General features: G+C 69.2%; 13 protein-coding genes and 1 tRNA gene. 10 read left to right on the top strand and 4 right to left on the bottom strand.

Features of this window, described 5'->3' with window-relative positions; genetic code table 11:
- Nucleotides 1-18: 18 nt before the first annotated feature.
- Genes yidC through rpmH form a run of 4 tightly spaced genes read right to left on the bottom strand, consistent with a single transcriptional unit; the run spans nt 19 to nt 2,180 of the window.
- Complete coding sequence (gene yidC / locus ACFXMG_RS23930) at nt 19-1,323, bottom strand: membrane protein insertase YidC (protein WP_383814360.1); 1,305 nt, start codon at nt 1,321-1,323, stop codon at nt 19-21.
- A 3-nt stretch (nt 1,324-1,326) separates the two neighbouring features.
- Nucleotides 1,327-1,653: a membrane protein insertion efficiency factor YidD gene (yidD, locus tag ACFXMG_RS23925; RefSeq protein WP_282695017.1), complete on the bottom strand. Its 327-nt coding sequence runs from the start codon at nt 1,651-1,653 to the stop codon at nt 1,327-1,329.
- A complete protein-coding gene (gene rnpA / locus ACFXMG_RS23920) occupies nt 1,650-2,021 on the bottom strand; it encodes a ribonuclease P protein component (RefSeq protein ID WP_043222725.1) in 372 nt (123 codons plus the stop codon). Before rnpA ends, yidD begins: the two co-directional genes overlap by 4 nt.
- A gap of 21 nt (nt 2,022-2,042) precedes the next feature.
- On the bottom strand, nt 2,043-2,180 hold the full coding sequence (gene rpmH / locus ACFXMG_RS23915) for a 50S ribosomal protein L34 (RefSeq protein ID WP_015659252.1): 138 nt from the start codon (nt 2,178-2,180) through the stop codon (nt 2,043-2,045).
- Nucleotides 2,181-2,538: 358 nt separating this feature from the next.
- Between rpmH and dnaA the strand changes: the two genes are divergently transcribed.
- The 10 genes from dnaA to ACFXMG_RS23865 all read left to right on the top strand — a co-directional run bounded on the left by dnaA (nt 2,539) and on the right by ACFXMG_RS23865 (nt 15,385).
- Entirely contained in the window at nt 2,539-4,326 is a 1,788-nt protein-coding gene (gene dnaA, locus ACFXMG_RS23910; RefSeq protein WP_383814362.1) for a chromosomal replication initiator protein DnaA, read from the top strand.
- Between the two features lie 885 nt (nt 4,327-5,211).
- Nucleotides 5,212-6,342 (top strand): DNA polymerase III subunit beta, encoded by a 1,131-nt coding sequence (gene dnaN, locus ACFXMG_RS23905; protein ID WP_383814364.1) that lies wholly within the window; start codon nt 5,212-5,214, stop codon nt 6,340-6,342.
- A 181-nt stretch (nt 6,343-6,523) separates the two neighbouring features.
- Complete coding sequence (gnd, locus tag ACFXMG_RS23900) at nt 6,524-7,399, top strand: phosphogluconate dehydrogenase (NAD(+)-dependent, decarboxylating) (RefSeq protein ID WP_200424989.1); 876 nt, start codon at nt 6,524-6,526, stop codon at nt 7,397-7,399.
- Between the two features lie 59 nt (nt 7,400-7,458).
- On the top strand, nt 7,459-8,580 hold the full coding sequence (gene recF / locus ACFXMG_RS23895; RefSeq protein WP_383814366.1) for a DNA replication/repair protein RecF: 1,122 nt from the start codon (nt 7,459-7,461) through the stop codon (nt 8,578-8,580).
- The gene (locus tag ACFXMG_RS23890) at nt 8,577-9,155 is read left to right on the top strand and encodes a DUF721 domain-containing protein (protein WP_383814368.1); all 579 of its coding nucleotides are present in this window, start codon (nt 8,577-8,579) and stop codon (nt 9,153-9,155) included. The genes recF and ACFXMG_RS23890 overlap by 4 nt, the downstream gene beginning before the upstream one ends.
- Nucleotides 9,156-9,563: 408 nt before the next feature.
- Nucleotides 9,564-11,594: a DNA topoisomerase (ATP-hydrolyzing) subunit B gene (gene gyrB / locus ACFXMG_RS23885; protein WP_383814370.1), complete on the top strand. Its 2,031-nt coding sequence runs from the start codon at nt 9,564-9,566 to the stop codon at nt 11,592-11,594.
- Between the two features lie 41 nt (nt 11,595-11,635).
- Entirely contained in the window at nt 11,636-14,233 is a 2,598-nt protein-coding gene (gene gyrA / locus ACFXMG_RS23880) for a DNA gyrase subunit A (protein ID WP_383814372.1), read from the top strand.
- A 105-nt stretch (nt 14,234-14,338) separates the two neighbouring features.
- Nucleotides 14,339-14,905: a DUF3566 domain-containing protein gene (locus ACFXMG_RS23875; RefSeq protein ID WP_383814374.1), complete on the top strand. Its 567-nt coding sequence runs from the start codon at nt 14,339-14,341 to the stop codon at nt 14,903-14,905.
- A 123-nt stretch (nt 14,906-15,028) separates the two neighbouring features.
- A tRNA-Ile gene (locus ACFXMG_RS23870) sits at nt 15,029-15,102 on the top strand.
- A 148-nt stretch (nt 15,103-15,250) separates the two neighbouring features.
- A complete protein-coding gene (locus ACFXMG_RS23865) occupies nt 15,251-15,385 on the top strand; it encodes a DLW-39 family protein (protein ID WP_208809277.1) in 135 nt (44 codons plus the stop codon).
- The last annotated feature ends 224 nt before the right edge of the window (nt 15,386-15,609 follow it).

Raw genomic sequence — 15,609 nt, 5'->3', positions numbered from 1 at the left:
CTAGCTACGTGGACGCTTCTACTTCTTGGAGGACGGGTGCTTGGGCCGCTGCTGGCCCTTGCGCTGGCGGGAGCCGCCGGAGCTGGCGCGGCTGCGGCCACCCTGCTGGCCGCCCTTGGCGGGCGTCTCGGGCTTCTTCTCCAGCGAGGTCTTCGGCGAGCTCGCCTGCGCGGCGTCCTCGGTGTCCTGGGCGGCCTCGCCCGCGGACTCCTCCGCCGTCTCCTCGACCGTCTCGTCGGCCTTGGCCTGGGCGGACGCCTGACGCTGGGCCTTGCTCTGGCGCTTGGGCTGCTGGCGCTTGGGGGCGGTGCCCTCGGCCTCGGCGGCGGCGGTGTCGCTCTTTGCGACGGTGCCGTCGGCCTGGGCGGCGAAGCCGGCCTTGGCGAGACCGCCGATGAAGCGGCGCTCGTTCTCGTTGCGGTCGGAGCCCTTGGCGACGATGGCCTTCACGACGGCCTTGTGGCGCCGGCTGCGGATCTCACCGTGCTGCGTGACGCTCTTCAGCAGGCGCTGGAGGTAGGAGTCCTGCGCCTTGCTGCCCGGGGTCGGGTTCTGGTTGATCACGTACATCTGCTGGCCCATGGTCCACACGTTGGTGGTCAGCCAGTAGACGAGGACACCGACGGGGAAGTTGATGCCCATGACGGCGAAGATCACCGGGAAGATGTACATGAGCATCTTCTGCTGCTGCATGTACGGGGTCTTCACCGAGAGGTCGACGTTCTTCATCATCAGCTGGCGCTGCGTGAAGAACTGCGAGGCCGACATCAGGACGATCATGACCGCGGTGACGATGCGGACCGAGGTGATCGACGCGTCCAGAGCGGCGACCTGTGCGGCGCTGTCGGTGAACTTCGAGGCCAGCGGGGCACCGAAGATGTGTGCCTGACGGGCGCTGGCAAGCAGCGGGCCGTCGATGACACCGATCGGCTTGCCCGAGGCGATCGACGAGAGCACGTGGTAGAGGGCGAAGAAGAACGGCGACTGCGCCAGGATGGGAAGGCACGAGGAGAGCGGGTTGGTGCCCGTCTCCTTGTACAGCTTCATCATCTCTTCGGACTGACGCTGCTTGTCGCTCTTGTAGCGCTCCTGGATCGCCTTCATCTTCGGCTGGAGGGCCTGCATGTTTCGCGTCGACTTGATCTGCTTGACGAACAGCGGGATCAGGCAGATACGGATCAGCACCACGAGGCACACGATCGACAGACCCCAGGCCCAGCCCGTGTCAGGGCCGAAGATCGCCCCGAACAGCTTGTGGAACTGGACGATCACCCATGAGACAGGTGTGGTGATGAAGCTGAACAGACTGGCAATCGTGTCCACTAATCAGGCTCCTTGAGCATTGGGCGAGGTCTCTGCGGCCGGGCTCGTCTCGGCGGAGATCCCGCCCTTGTCGCCGCGCAGCGCGTTCCTGAGCATCTCGTGCCAGCGCGGACGCTTCCGCGGGGGGACATGGTCCACACCGCCGGGCGACCACGGATTGCACCGCAGGATGCGCCAGGCGGTCAGGGCAGTGCCCTTGATCGCGCCATGCCGGTCTATGGCCGTGAATCCGTAGTGGGAACACGACGGGTAGTACCGGCAGACGTCGCCCAGAAGCGGGCTGATCGTCCACTGGTACAGCTTGATGAGGGCGAGGAGCGGGTACTTCATCGCGTGCCCCCTCCCAGCAGCCGCTGAAGCGCGGCGTCCAGGTCTCGGGCCAGGTGGGCGTGGTCGGCGTCACCGGCTCCGGGCAACGCCCGTACGACCACCAGGCTACCGGGGGGCAGCGCGGAGAGCCGGTCGCGGACGAGGTGGCGCAGACGACGCTTCACCTGGTTGCGGACGACCGCACCGCCCACGGCCTTGCTCACGACGAAACCCGCACGCGTCGGGGGAGCGCTCTCCCCAGGCGCGTGCGGGTCCGTTGCACCGCTTCGTAGGTGGACGACGAGGAGCGGGCGACCGGCCCGGCGTCCTCGACGTACCGCGGTTGCGAAGTCCTCGCGCCGCCTCAGCCGATTCTCGGTAGGCAGCACGTCATGACCTGTTTAGGTGGATCAGGCGGACAGGCTCGCGCGACCCTTGGCACGGCGGTTCGCCAGGATGGCGCGGCCGGCACGGGTACGCATGCGCAGGCGGAAACCGTGGGTCTTCGCGCGACGACGGTTGTTCGGCTGGAAGGTGCGCTTGCTCACTCGGGGGCTCCAGAAATGATTCGGGTGGTGGCGGGACATCGCCTGGCTGTCACCGTGCGCCCACGAGTAGCTCGCAATACGCCCGAGTGCACCGCTTCACGATCACACTACGGTGACCTTCGCCCATCGGAGGCAGGCGGCAGCAGCCATCGACAACTCGACCTGGTTACGGTACGCGCGGTTACGCCATCCGGTCAAACCGACCCGTCGACGGGCCTGCTTGTGCACAGGCTGTGGACAACAACTTGAACCACGTCAGCCGCCACGACTACCGTGGCTGGACTCGACCCTCTCTTCCGTTCTGTTCCTATCGTCCCGAGAACCACACCTTCGTGGGACCTGCGAGAAAGCGTGCCCCGTGGCTGACGTACCTGCCGATCTTGCCGCAGTGTGGCCACGCGTGCTCGACCAGCTGCTCGGAGAAGGACAGCAGGGCATCGAGCCCAAGGACAAGCAGTGGATCGAGCGCTGCCAGCCGCTCGCGCTGGTCGCCGACACGGCGCTGCTCGCCGTCCCCAACGAATGGGGCAAGCGCGTCCTGGAGGGCCGGCTGGCCCCCCTGATCAGCGAGACCCTGAGCCGCGAGTGCGGCCGCCCGATCCGGATCGCGATCACCGTCGACGACTCCGTCGGCGAGCCGCCGCCCGCGCCCTCGCCCGGCCGGCCGCCGCAGCCCCGCTACGACGAGCGCCCGCAGCCCGAGCCGTACGAGAAGTACGACGCGTACGGCCACCGGGTCCTGCCCGACGACGGGCTGCCTACCGCGCGCCCGGCCTACCCGGACTACCAGCAGCCGCCGCGCCCCGAGCCGGGCGCCTGGCCGCGGACCCAGGAGGACCTCTCCTGGCAGCAGCCGCGCCTCGGCGGCTTCCCCGAGCGCGCCCCGTACACCGGCCCGGCCGCCCCGGACCCGTCCGGGCGCCCGCGCTACGACGAGCCGTCGCGCGGCTACGAGCAGCCCCAGCGGCCCGAGCGCTCCGAGATGCCGGAGCCGCCTGGGCCCGGTCCGCGCCCCGGTCCCGGCCCGGGCGGCCAGGGCGTGGGTCCCGGCATCGGCCAGGGCTCCCTCGGCGGTTCCGGTACGGGCTCCGGCTCCGGCGGGCCCGGCGAGCCGCACGCGCGTCTGAACCCCAAGTACCTCTTCGACACCTTCGTCATCGGTTCCTCGAACCGCTTCGCCCACGCGGCCGCGGTCGCGGTGGCCGAGGCGCCGGCGAAGGCGTACAACCCCCTCTTCATCTACGGGGAGTCGGGGCTCGGCAAGACCCACCTGCTGCACGCCATCGGGCACTACGCGCGGAGCCTCTACCCCGGCACGCGCGTGCGGTACGTGAGCTCGGAGGAGTTCACCAACGAGTTCATCAACTCGATCCGCGACGGCAAGGGCGACGCCTTCCGCAAGCGCTACCGCGACGTGGACATCCTGCTCGTCGACGACATCCAGTTCCTCGCGAGCAAGGAGTCGACGCAGGAGGAGTTCTTCCACACCTTCAACACCCTCCACAACGCGAACAAGCAGATCGTGCTCTCCTCCGACCGGCCGCCCAAGCAGCTGGTGACCCTGGAGGACCGGCTGCGCAACCGCTTCGAGTGGGGACTCACCACCGACGTGCAGCCGCCGGAGCTGGAGACGCGCATCGCGATCCTCCGCAAGAAGGCGGTGCAGGAGCAGCTGAACGCCCCGCCGGAGGTGCTGGAGTTCATCGCCTCGCGGATCTCGCGGAACATCCGCGAGCTGGAGGGCGCGCTGATCCGGGTGACGGCCTTCGCGAGCCTCAACCGGCAGCCGGTGGACCTGGGGCTGACCGAGATCGTCCTCAAGGACCTGATCCCGGGCGGCGAGGACTCCTCACCGGAGATCACGGCGCCGGCCATCATGGCGGCCACCGCCGACTACTTCGGGCTGACCGTGGAGGACCTCTGCGGGTCCTCGCGCAGCCGCGTGCTGGTGACGGCCCGCCAGATCGCCATGTACCTCTGCCGGGAGCTCACCGATCTGTCGCTGCCGAAGATCGGCGCGCAGTTCGGCGGCCGCGACCACACGACCGTCATGCACGCGGACCGGAAGATCCGCGCCCTGATGGCGGAACGGCGCTCCATCTACAACCAGGTCACCGAACTGACCAACCGCATCAAGAACGGCTGACAGCGGCTCCGTACGGCCTCCATGGGGGCTCTGTGCGGGCTCCGTACGGCCTCTGCGCGGGCTCCGAAGGGCGCTCCGGGACACCTCCCGGGGCGCCCTTCGGCGTTCTCCAGGCGGTGCTCGGGTGGCAGGCGGATGGCGGGCGGGCGCCATGCCCCGGACGGCCGTGTTCGATTACTCCGTTCCGGTGGCGGGTTCTCCACAGATTGGGGGATGATCTCCCGTCCACAGGGTGGGGACTGTCGAGTTATCCGGATTGTGTCCACAGGCCAGGCTGGTGACAGTCCATCACTCCAGCTCAGAGGGGTGTGGATTTGTTGGCAACTACTTTCCACAGGCTGTGGATGAATCTTCCGTCCACAGGGGGCCCTGTGAGTTGTCCACTGGCTGCCCACAGGGGTAGGCCGGTTGCCCACAGCTTCTCCACACCGCTGTCCACTGTTCGGCAACACAACACCCCCTCTCACCGGCCGGAGTGAAAGGCGTCACACCAAGGGAGACGTTTGGGCTGTGGGGAACCTGGGGAAAGCTGGGGACAGCACTGGGGAGAACTACCCCTTGCCTGTGTATCGGGTGTGCAGAACTTTCCGGCGTCCACAGAGAACCGTGGTTTTCCACTGGTTCCACCCACAGGGGCAGTGGACAAAAAACCGGCTCTGACCTGCGTGGACGACGTTATCCACCGTTTCCACAGGCCCTACTACTACTGCCACTCATAGTTAGCCCGGGAATCGCTTTGAAGCGGGGGCTGTGCACAACTCGGCGCCGGAGCCCCGACCCGCTCTCGTCGCGACTTGACCCCGAGCCGCACCGAGTGTCCGCGGCGTACGTCAGACTGGATCCCGCAGTCGACGAAGAGCCAGCAACAAGCAGGAGGCGGTTCCGGTGAAGATCCGGGTGGAGCGCGATGTACTCGCGGAGGCGGTGGCGTGGGTGGCCCGCAGCCTTCCGGCCCGTCCGCCGGCTCCCGTACTCGCGGGCCTTCTGCTGAAGGCCGAGAACGGCGCGCTGAGCTTCTCGAGCTTCGACTACGAGGTCTCCGCCCGCGTCTCGGTCGAGGCGGAGGTCGAGGAGGACGGCACCGTCCTCGTCTCCGGCCGCCTTCTCGCCGACATCTGCCGCGCCCTCCCCAACCGTCCGGTGGAGATCTCCACAGACGGTGTACGGGCCACCGTGGTCTGCGGCTCCTCCCGCTTCACCCTCCACACCCTGCCTGTGGAGGAGTACCCGGCGCTGCCGGAGATGCCCACCGCGACCGGCACCGTGCCCGGCGAGGTCTTCGCCGCCGCCGCCGCCCAGGTGGCCATCGCCGCCGGCCGTGACGACACGCTGCCCGTCCTCACCGGTGTGCGCATCGAGATCGAGGGCGACACGGTCACCCTGGCCTCCACCGACCGCTACCGCTTCGCGGTCCGCGAGTTCCTGTGGAAGCCGGAGTCCCCGGACGCCTCCGCGGTCGCCCTGGTGCCCGCCAAGACCCTCCTGGACACCGCCAAGGCACTCACCAGCGGCGACACGGTCACGCTGGCGCTCTCCGGCTCCGGCAAGGGCGAGGGCCTGATCGGCTTCGAGGGCGCGGGCCGCCGCACCACCACCCGGCTGCTCGAGGGCGACCTGCCGAAGTACCGCACCCTCTTCCCGACCGAGTTCAACTCGGTCGCGGTGATCGAGACCGCCCCCTTCGTGGAGGCCGTCAAGCGCGTGGCCCTCGTCGCCGAGCGCAACACCCCGGTCCGCCTCAGCTTCGAGCAGGGCGTGCTCATCCTGGAGGCCGGTTCCAGCGACGACGCACAGGCTGTGGAGAGGGTCGACGCACAGCTGGACGGCGACGACATCTCGATCGCCTTCAACCCGACCTTCCTGCTGGACGGCCTGAGCGCGATCGACTCCCCGGTCGCCCAGCTCTCCTTCACGACCTCCACCAAGCCCGCGCTGCTGAGCGGCCGCCCGGCCGTGGACGCGGAGGCCGACGACGCCTACAAGTACCTGATCATGCCGGTGCGGCTGAGCGGCTGACGCCCTCTGCCGGGGGTCCGGGGGTCGCCCCCCGGGTGGCGCGGTATGCCGGTGCGGCTGAGCGGCTGACCTGCGATCGCGGGGGTTCGACTGAGCGGCTGACCCCACAGGTGTGCGGCCGGGTCCGGGCGTAGGCTCGGACCCGGGTAGGAACCGCACACGACGCTTAAGGAACACTCTGATGGAGCTCGGTCTCGTCGGTCTCGGCAAGATGGGCGGCAACATGCGCGAGCGCATCCGCCGCGCAGGCCACACCGTCATCGGATACGACCGCAACCCGGACCTCGCCGATGTCCACAGCCTCGAAGAGCTTGTGGGCAAGCTCAAGGGTCCGCGCGTCGTGTGGGTCATGGTCCCCGCCGGTGCGGCGACCCAGTCCACCGTCGACGAGCTGGCGGAGCTGCTCTCCCCCGGCGACATCGTGGTGGACGGCGGGAACTCCCGCTGGACCGACGACGAGAAGCACGCCGAGGAGCTCGCCGCCAAGGGCATCGGCTTCGTCGACTGCGGTGTCTCCGGCGGCGTCTGGGGCCTGGAGAACGGCTACGCCCTGATGTACGGCGGCTCCGCCGAGGACGTCGCGAAGGTCCAGCCGATCTTCGACGCGCTCAAGCCCGAGGGCCCGTACGGTGCCGTCCACGCCGGCAAGGTCGGCGCCGGCCACTTCGCGAAGATGGTCCACAACGGCATCGAGTACGCGATGATGCAGGCGTACGCCGAGGGCTGGGAGCTGCTGGAGAAGGTCGACTCCGTGGAGAACGTCCGCGAGATCTTCCGCTCCTGGCAGGAGGGCACGGTCATCCGTTCCTGGCTGCTGGACCTCGCGGTCAACGCCCTCGACGAGGACGAGCACCTGGACCAGCTCCGCGGCTACGCGTCGGACTCCGGCGAGGGCCGGTGGACCGTCGAGGCCGCCATCGACAACGCCGTACCCCTGCCGGCGATCACCGCGTCGCTGTTCGCGCGGTTCGCGTCCCGCCAGGACGACTCGCCGCAGATGAAGATGATCGCCGCGCTGCGCAACCAGTTCGGCGGCCACGCGGTCGAGAAGAAGTAGCAATCCACAGGCTGTGCACCACCCGGTGCACAGCGACCGGGGGAAGGCCGGCGCCCACCATGCACGTCACGCATCTCTCGCTGGCCGACTTCCGCTCGTACGCCCGGGCCGAGGTGTCCCTCGACCCGGGCGTCACCGCGTTCGTGGGGGCGAACGGCCAGGGCAAGACCAATCTCGTCGAGGCCGTCGGCTATCTCGCCACCCTCGGCAGCCACCGCGTCGCCTCCGACGCGCCGCTGGTGCGGATGGGCGCCGAGCGGGCCGTCATCCGCGCCGCCGTCACCCAGGGCGAGCGCTCCCAGCTGATCGAGCTTGAGCTCAACCCGGGCCGCGCCAACCGGGCCCGCATCAACAGGTCCTCGCAGGTCAGGCCCCGTGACGTGCTCGGCATCGTGCGGACCGTGCTCTTCGCGCCCGAGGACCTGTCGCTGATCAAGGGCGACCCCGGTGAGCGCCGGCGCTTCCTCGACGAGCTGATCACGGCGCGCGCGCCGCGCATGGCGGGCGTGCGCTCCGACTACGAGCGCGTGCTGAAGCAGCGGAACACCCTGCTGAAGTCCGCCGCCATGGCCCGCCGCCACGGCGGCCGGGGCATGGACCTGTCCACGCTCGACGTCTGGGACCAGCACCTGGCCCGCGCCGGTGCCGAGCTGCTCGCCCAGCGGCTCGACCTCGTCCACACCCTCCAGCCGCTCGCGGACAAGGCGTACGAACAGCTCGCGCCCGGAGGCGGACCGATTCTGCTGGAGTACCGCCCCTCCGCCCCCGGCACCGGACAGAACCGCGAGGAGCTGTACGAGCAGCTGATCGCCGCCCTCGCCGAGGCCCGCAAGCAGGAGATCGAGCGCGGCGTCACCCTCGTCGGCCCGCACCGCGACGAGCTGCTGCTGCGCCTCGGCGACCTGCCTGCCAAGGGGTACGCGAGCCATGGCGAGTCCTGGTCGTACGCGCTGGCGCTCCGCCTCGCCTCGTACGACCTGCTGCGCTCCGAGGGCAACGAGCCGGTCCTGGTCCTCGACGACGTCTTCGCCGAGCTGGACGCGCGCCGGCGCGAGCGGCTGGCGGAGCTGGTGGCCCACGGCGAGCAGGTGCTGGTGACGGCCGCGGTCGACGACGACGTGCCGGGCGTGCTGGCCGGGACGCGGTACGAGGTGGCCGGAGGGACGGTGGAACGCGTATGAGCGAGAGCGGTGAGGGGGCGGCGGGCCCCGGAACTTCCGCACAGTCTGTGGACAAGTCCGCGGCGCCCGAACCCTCGGGCGTGGACCTCGCCCGGGTCGCGCTGCGCGCTGCCAAGGAGCAGGCACGCGCGCGTGGGGCGGCCGCGCAGCAGAAGAAGCAAGCCAAGCGCGGGGGCGGGCTGCGCTCCGGCGCGCGCGCCGACGGGCGCGACCCCATGGCGCTCGGCGCCGCGATCAACCGGCTGCTCGCCGAGCGCGGCTGGGAGACGCCGGCGGCCGTCGGCGGGGTCATGGGCCGGTGGCCGCAGATCGTCGGCGAGGACCTGGCCAAGCACTGCGTACCGGTGAAGTACGAGGAGGAGCCGGACGCGCGCGTGCTGACCGTGCAGTGCGACTCGACAGCGTGGGCGACGCAGCTGCGGCTGCTGGCGCCGACGCTGGTGGCGCGGCTGAACGAGGATCTGGGGCATGGGACGGTGCGGCTGATCAAGGTGCTGGGGCCTGGGGCGGGGGCGCGGCGGTATGGGCCGCTGCGGGCGCCGGGGTCTGTGGGGCCTGGGGATACGTACGGCTGAGGCGTTCCGGGGCGGGTGCGGGGCGCGGGTGCGGGTGCGGGCGCTGGGGCCGGTGCTCGGGGTGCGGGTTCAGCAGGTCGGGCGCCGTCGCGTAGGGCGTTGTGCCCACCCGTTCCGCCCCGGCGGAACGCATGCCCACAACGGGGGCGGAACGCCTGCCCACAACTTGGCGGGAGGGCTGCCCACTGGCCGTCACCGGTCGAAGCGCTAGGTGGCCGTCAGGGGGCCCTGGAGCCCCTGTCCGGATATGGGGAGTCGTCTCGGGGCCGTCGAGGGCGGCACATGCGCTTTCAGGTACCGGCAAACCCCCATGAGTGTCAGCGGTACCGGTAGACTGGAAGACAATCCCGCCACACTGCGGAACTGTCGAACGACGCAGCCGGCTCCCCTATGCCCGGAGCATGGCCTGTGCTGTGCCAGAAAGGGCGCTTCGTGGCCGATTCCGGCAACCCCAACGAGAACACTCAGTACACCGCCAGCAACATCCAGGTCCTGGAGGGCCTGGATGCGGTGCGCAAGCGCCCCGGTATGTACATCGGCTCGACCGGTGAGCGCGGTCTGCACCACATGGTGCAGGAGGTCGTCGACAACTCGGTCGACGAGGCCCTGGCCGGCCACGCGGACACCATCGACGTGACGATCCTGCCCGACGGCGGCGTGCGCGTCGTCGACAACGGGCGCGGCATCCCCGTCGGCATCGTCGAGTCCGAGGGCAAGCCGGCCGTCGAGGTCGTGCTGACGGTCCTCCACGCGGGCGGCAAGTTCGGCGGCGGCGGCTACGCGGTCTCCGGCGGTCTGCACGGCGTCGGCGTCTCCGTCGTCAACGCCCTCTCCACCAAGGTCTCGGTGGAGATCAGGACCGACGGCCACCGCTGGACGCAGGACTACAAGATGGGCGCCCCCACCGCGCCCCTCGCCCAGCACGAGGCGACCGACGAGACCGGCACCTCGGTCACGTTCTGGTCCGACCCGGACATCTTCGAGACGACCGAGTACTCCTTCGAGACGCTCTCGCGCCGCTTCCAGGAGATGGCCTTCCTCAACAAGGGCCTGACGATCACGCTCACCGACGAGCGCGAGTCCGCCAAGGCCACGGTCGGCGCCGACGACCCGGACGCCGAGGCGGCCGACGAGACGCCCGCGCGCACGGTGACGTACCACTACGAGGGCGGCATCGTCGACTTCGTGAAGTACCTCAACTCGCGCAAGGGCGAGCTGATCAACCCGACCGTCATCGACATCGAGGCCGAGGACAAGGAGCGCCTGCTCTCCGCCGAGATCGCGATGCAGTGGAACTCGTCGTACAGCGAGGGCGTGTACTCCTTCGCCAACACGATCCACACCCACGAGGGCGGTACCCACGAGGAGGGCTTCCGCGCCGCGCTGACGACGCTCGTCAACAAGTACGCGCGCGAGAAGAAGCTGCTCCGCGAGAAGGACGACAACCTCACGGGCGACGACATCCGCGAGGGTCTGACCGCGATCATCTCGATCAAGATCGGCGAGCCGCAGTTCGAGGGCCAGACCAAGACCAAGCTCGGCAACACGGAGGCGAAGACCTTCGTGCAGAAGGTCGTCCACGAGCACCTGACGGACTGGTTCGACCGGAACCCGAACGAGGCCGCGGACATCATCCGCAAGGGCATCCAGGCCGCCACCGCGCGCGTGGCCGCCCGCAAGGCCCGCGACCTCACCCGCCGCAAGGGCCTCCTGGAGTCGGCGTCGCTCCCCGGCAAGCTCTCGGACTGCCAGTCGAACGACCCGACGAAGTGCGAGATCTTCATCGTCGAGGGTGACTCCGCCGGCGGCTCCGCGAAGTCCGGCCGCAACCCGATGTACCAGGCCATCCTGCCCATCCGCGGCAAGATCCTGAACGTCGAGAAGGCCCGGATCGACAAGATCCTCCAGAACACCGAGGTCCAGGCGCTGATCTCGGCCTTCGGCACCGGGGTCCACGAGGACTTCGACATCGAGAAGCTCCGCTATCACAAGATCATCCTGATGGCGGACGCCGACGTCGACGGCCAGCACATCAACACCCTGCTGCTCACCTTCCTCTTCCGCTTCATGCGGCCGCTGATCGAGCACGGGCACGTGTACCTCTCCCGCCCGCCGCTCTACAAGATCAAGTGGGGTCGTGAGGACTTCGAGTACGCCTACTCGGACCGCGAGCGCGACGCCCTCGTCGAGCACGGCAAGCAGGCCGGCAAGCGGATCAGGGACGACTCGATCCAGCGCTTCAAGGGTCTCGGCGAGATGAACGCCGAGGAGCTGCGCATCACCACCATGGACATCGAGCACCGCGTCCTCGGCCAGGTCACCCTGGACGACGCCGCGCAGGCCGACGACCTCTTCTCGGTGCTGATGGGCGAGGACGTCGAGGCACGGCGCTCCTTCATCCAGCGCAACGCCAAGGACGTTCGCTTCCTCGACATCTGAGTCGGTCCCCGCTGACCGTACGAAAGGACTGACGACCAGCAATGGCCGACGAGAACCCCCCTGTGACCACCGAAGAAGAAGAGGGACCGCAGCTGCGGATCGAGCCCGTCGGGCTCGAGACCGAGATGCAGCGCTCGTACCTCGACTACGCGATGTCCGTCATCGTGTCCCGCGCGCTGCCCGACGTGCGTGACGGCCTCAAGCCCGTCCACCGGCGCGTGCTGTACGCGATGTACGACGGCGGCTACCGGCCCGAGAAGGGCTTCTACAAGTGCGCCCGCGTCGTCGGTGACGTCATGGGTACGTACCACCCGCACGGCGACACCTCCATCTACGACGCGCTCGTCCGCCTCGCCCAGCACTGGTCGATGCGGATGCCGCTCGTCGACTCCAACGGCAACTTCGGCTCCCCGGGCAACGACCCGGCCGCCGCCATGCGCTACACCGAGTGCAAGATGGCGCCGCTGTCGATGGAGATGGTCCGGGACATCGACGAGGAGACCGTCGACTTCCAGGACAACTACGACGGCCGCAACCAGGAGCCGACGGTCCTCCCGGCCCGGTTCCCGAACCTGCTGGTCAACGGCTCCGCCGGCATCGCGGTCGGCATGGCCACCAACATCCCGCCGCACAACCTCCGCGAGGTCGCCGAGGGCGCCCAGTGGTACCTGGCCCACCCCGAGGCCAGCCACGAGGAGCTCCTCGACGCGCTCGTCGAGCGGATCAAGGGCCCCGACTTCCCCACCGGCGCGCTCGTCGTCGGCCGCAAGGGCATCGAGGAGGCGTACCGCACCGGGCGCGGCTCCATCACCATGCGCGCGGTCGTCGAGGTCGAGGAGATCCAGAACCGCCAGTGTCTGGTGGTCACCGAGCTGCCCTACCAGGTCAACCCGGACAACCTCGCGCAGAAGATCGCCGACCTGGTGAAGGACGGCAAGATCGGCGGCATCGCCGACGTCCGCGACGAGACCTCGTCCCGGACCGGCCAGCGCCTGGTCATCGTGCTCAAGCGGGACGCCGTCGCCAAGGTCGTCCTCAACAACCTCTACAAGCACACCGACCTCCAGACGAACTTCGGCGCCAACATGCTGGCGCTCGTCGACGGCGTGCCGCGCACTCTCTCCCTGGACGCGTTCATCCGCCACTGGGTGACGCACCAGATCGAGGTCATCGTCCGCCGGACCAAGTTCCGGCTGCGCAAGGCCGAGGAGCGCGCCCACATCCTGCGCGGCCTCCTCAAGGCGCTCGACGCGATCGACGAGGTCATCGCCCTCATCCGGCGCAGCGACACGGTCGAGGTCGCCCGCGAGGGCCTGATGGGTCTCCTCCAGATCGACGAGATCCAGGCCAACGCGATCCTGGAGATGCAGCTCCGCCGGCTCGCCGCCCTGGAGCGCCAGAAGATCATCGCCGAGCACGACGAGCTCCAGGCGAAGATCAACGAGTACAACTCGATCCTCGCCTCGCCCGAGAAGCAGCGGGCCATCGTCAGCGAGGAACTGGCCGCGATCGTCGACAAGTTCGGCGACGACCGCCGCTCCAAGCTGGTGCCCTTCGACGGTGACATGTCCATCGAGGACCTCATCGCCGAGGAGGACATCGTCGTCACGATCTCCCGCGGCGGCTATGTGAAGCGCACCAAGACCGAGGATTACCGCTCGCAGAAGCGCGGCGGCAAGGGCGTGCGGGGCACCAAGCTGAAGCAGGACGACATCGTCGACCACTTCTTCGTCTCCACCACCCACCACTGGCTGCTCTTCTTCACCAACAAGGGCCGGGTCTACCGGGCCAAGGCGTACGAGCTGCCGGACGCCGGCCGGGACGCGCGCGGCCAGCACGTGGCCAACCTGCTGGCCTTCCAGCCGGACGAGCAGATCGCCCAGATCCTCGCGATCCGCGACTACGAGGCCGCGCCCTACCTGGTCCTCGCCACCCGCTCCGGCCTGGTGAAGAAGACCGCGCTGAAGGACTACGACTCCCCCCGTTCGGGCGGCGTCATCGCCATCAACCTGCGCGAGCGGGAGGACGGCGGCGACGACGAGCTGATCGGCGCCGAGCTGGCCTCCGCCGAGGACGACCTGCTGCTCATCTCCAAGAAGGCGCAGTCGATCCGGTTCACCGCCACGGACGACGCGCTGCGCCCGATGGGACGCGCCACTTCGGGTGTGAAGGGCATGAGTTTCCGCGCGGACGACGAACTGCTCTCGATGAATGTCGTCCGGCCCGGTACGTTCGTCTTCACCGCGACGGACGGCGGGTACGCCAAGCGCACCCCCGTCGACGAGTACCGCGTCCAGGGCCGTGGCGGCCTCGGCATCAAGGCCGCCAAGATCGTGGAGGACCGCGGCTCGCTCGTGGGCGCGCTGGTGGTCGAGGAGACGGACGAGATCCTCGCCATCACGCTGTCCGGCGGTGTGATTCGTACGCGAGTCAACGAAGTCAGGGAGACCGGCCGTGACACCATGGGCGTCCAGCTGATCAACCTGGGCAAGCGCGATGCCGTCGTCGGCATCGCACGGAACGCCGAGGCCGGCGGCGAGGACGAAGAGGTCGACGACGCCGAGGGTGCCATCGAGGCACCCGAGGCCGAGGCATCGGTCGAGGGCACGGAGCCTGCGACCGGGGATCACGAGGAGTAGAGCGTGAGTGGAGCCACGGGCGCCGGATCGGCGGCTGCCGGAGCTTCTGCAGGTGCTGGAGCGTACGGCGCCCGTGGCTCGGCCACGGACTCCCAGGGGGGTGCGGTGACGGACACGCGGGGGCAGCAGCCCCCCTACGAGGCGTACAGCGGGGCGCTGCCGAGTGAGCGCCAGGGCGCTCAGCAGCAGGGCGGCCCGTACCACCCGCCGCAGGCGTACGGCGCTCCGGCGCCGGGCGGCCAGGCGCGGGGCAACGCCGGCGCCGTGCGCCGGCCGCGGACGGGTGCGCGCACGACGCCCCGCACCCGCAAGGCGCGGCTGCGGGTGGCGAAGGCCGACCCGTGGTCGGTCATGAAGGTGAGCTTCCTGCTCTCCATCGCGCTGGGCATCTGCACGGTCGTCGCGGCGGCCGTGCTGTGGATGGTCATGGACGCCATGGGCGTCTTCTCGACGGTCGGCGGGACGATCAGCGAGGCGACGGGCTCGAACGAGTCCAACGGCTTCGACCTCCAGTCCTTCCTGTCGCTGCCGAGGGTTCTGATGTTCACCTCGGTGATCGCGGTGATCGACGTGGTGCTGATGACGGCCCTGGCGACCCTCGGCGCGTTCATCTACAACCTGTCCGCCGGCTTCGTCGGCGGCGTCGAGCTGACGCTGGCCGAGGACGAGTAGTCCGCGTGGGGGCCGGTGTCACGGCAGCCGTCAGGGCCTCCGGCCCGGGCGATTTTGGGACTGGCCCCCACGTGCGCTAATGTTCAGGAGTCAGCGCGCGGGACACACACCGCAAAGCGCGGCGGGGCTATAGCTCAGTTGGTTAGAGCGCATCCCTGATAAGGATGAGGCCACAGGTTCAAATCCTGTTAGCCCCACAGAAGAGATCGGCCCGGACGGGTTCCCCCGTCCGGGCCGATTTCGTTGTGTGAGGTTTGGCGCTCGCATAGGTCACCGATCGGTATCGGTCGATGTGTAGAGTGGGCGTCAGAAGTCTCCTACGTCAACGAAAGACGAGGTCGCGCGGTGAAGAAGCTGCTCCTGGTCGCACTGGCCGCCATCGGCGGGCTCCTCGTGTACCGCCAGATCCAGGCGGATCGCGCCGAGCAGGACCTGTGGACGGAGGCGACCGACTCCGTGCCGTCCGGTTCCGGTGTCTGAGACCCACCCAACTGAAGTCGAGATCCCGGCCGCGCATCGCGCGGCCGGGATCTCTGCTTTTCCCGGCGTCTTCGGGTTCGCTAGCGTGAATTGATTGCTTGCTTTGGCAAAGTGGCGTGCGGCGGCGTACCCGGGGGCGGACAGCGAGGGCGGGAGCCGGGCAGGATGGGGCGGCACGACGGCTCCGGCGGTCGGTGGCGGGGCGCGGTGACGGACACGACGAG

Origin of the sequence: Streptomyces sp. NPDC059201 (assembly GCF_042754585.1) — a bacterium.
Taxonomy (GTDB): Bacteria; Actinomycetota; Actinomycetes; order Streptomycetales; family Streptomycetaceae; genus Streptomyces.
The sequence above is the reverse complement of the archived record's forward strand: the minus strand, read 5'-3'. Positions and strand labels throughout refer to the sequence as shown.

Bases quoted from the DNA above. Each gene is read 5' to 3' on its own strand.
- ACFXMG_RS23890 (WP_383814368.1), top strand. From the start codon at position 8,577: ATGAGCGAGAGCGGTGAGGGGGCGGCGGGCCCCGGAACTTCCGCACAG.
- gyrA (WP_383814372.1), top strand. From the start codon at position 11,636: ATGGCCGACGAGAACCCCCCTGTGACCACCGAAGAAGAAGAGGGACCG.
- yidD (WP_282695017.1), bottom strand. From the start codon at position 1,653: ATGAAGTACCCGCTCCTCGCCCTCATCAAGCTGTACCAGTGGACGATC.
- recF (WP_383814366.1), top strand. From the start codon at position 7,459: ATGCACGTCACGCATCTCTCGCTGGCCGACTTCCGCTCGTACGCCCGG.
- gnd (WP_200424989.1), top strand. From the start codon at position 6,524: ATGGAGCTCGGTCTCGTCGGTCTCGGCAAGATGGGCGGCAACATGCGC.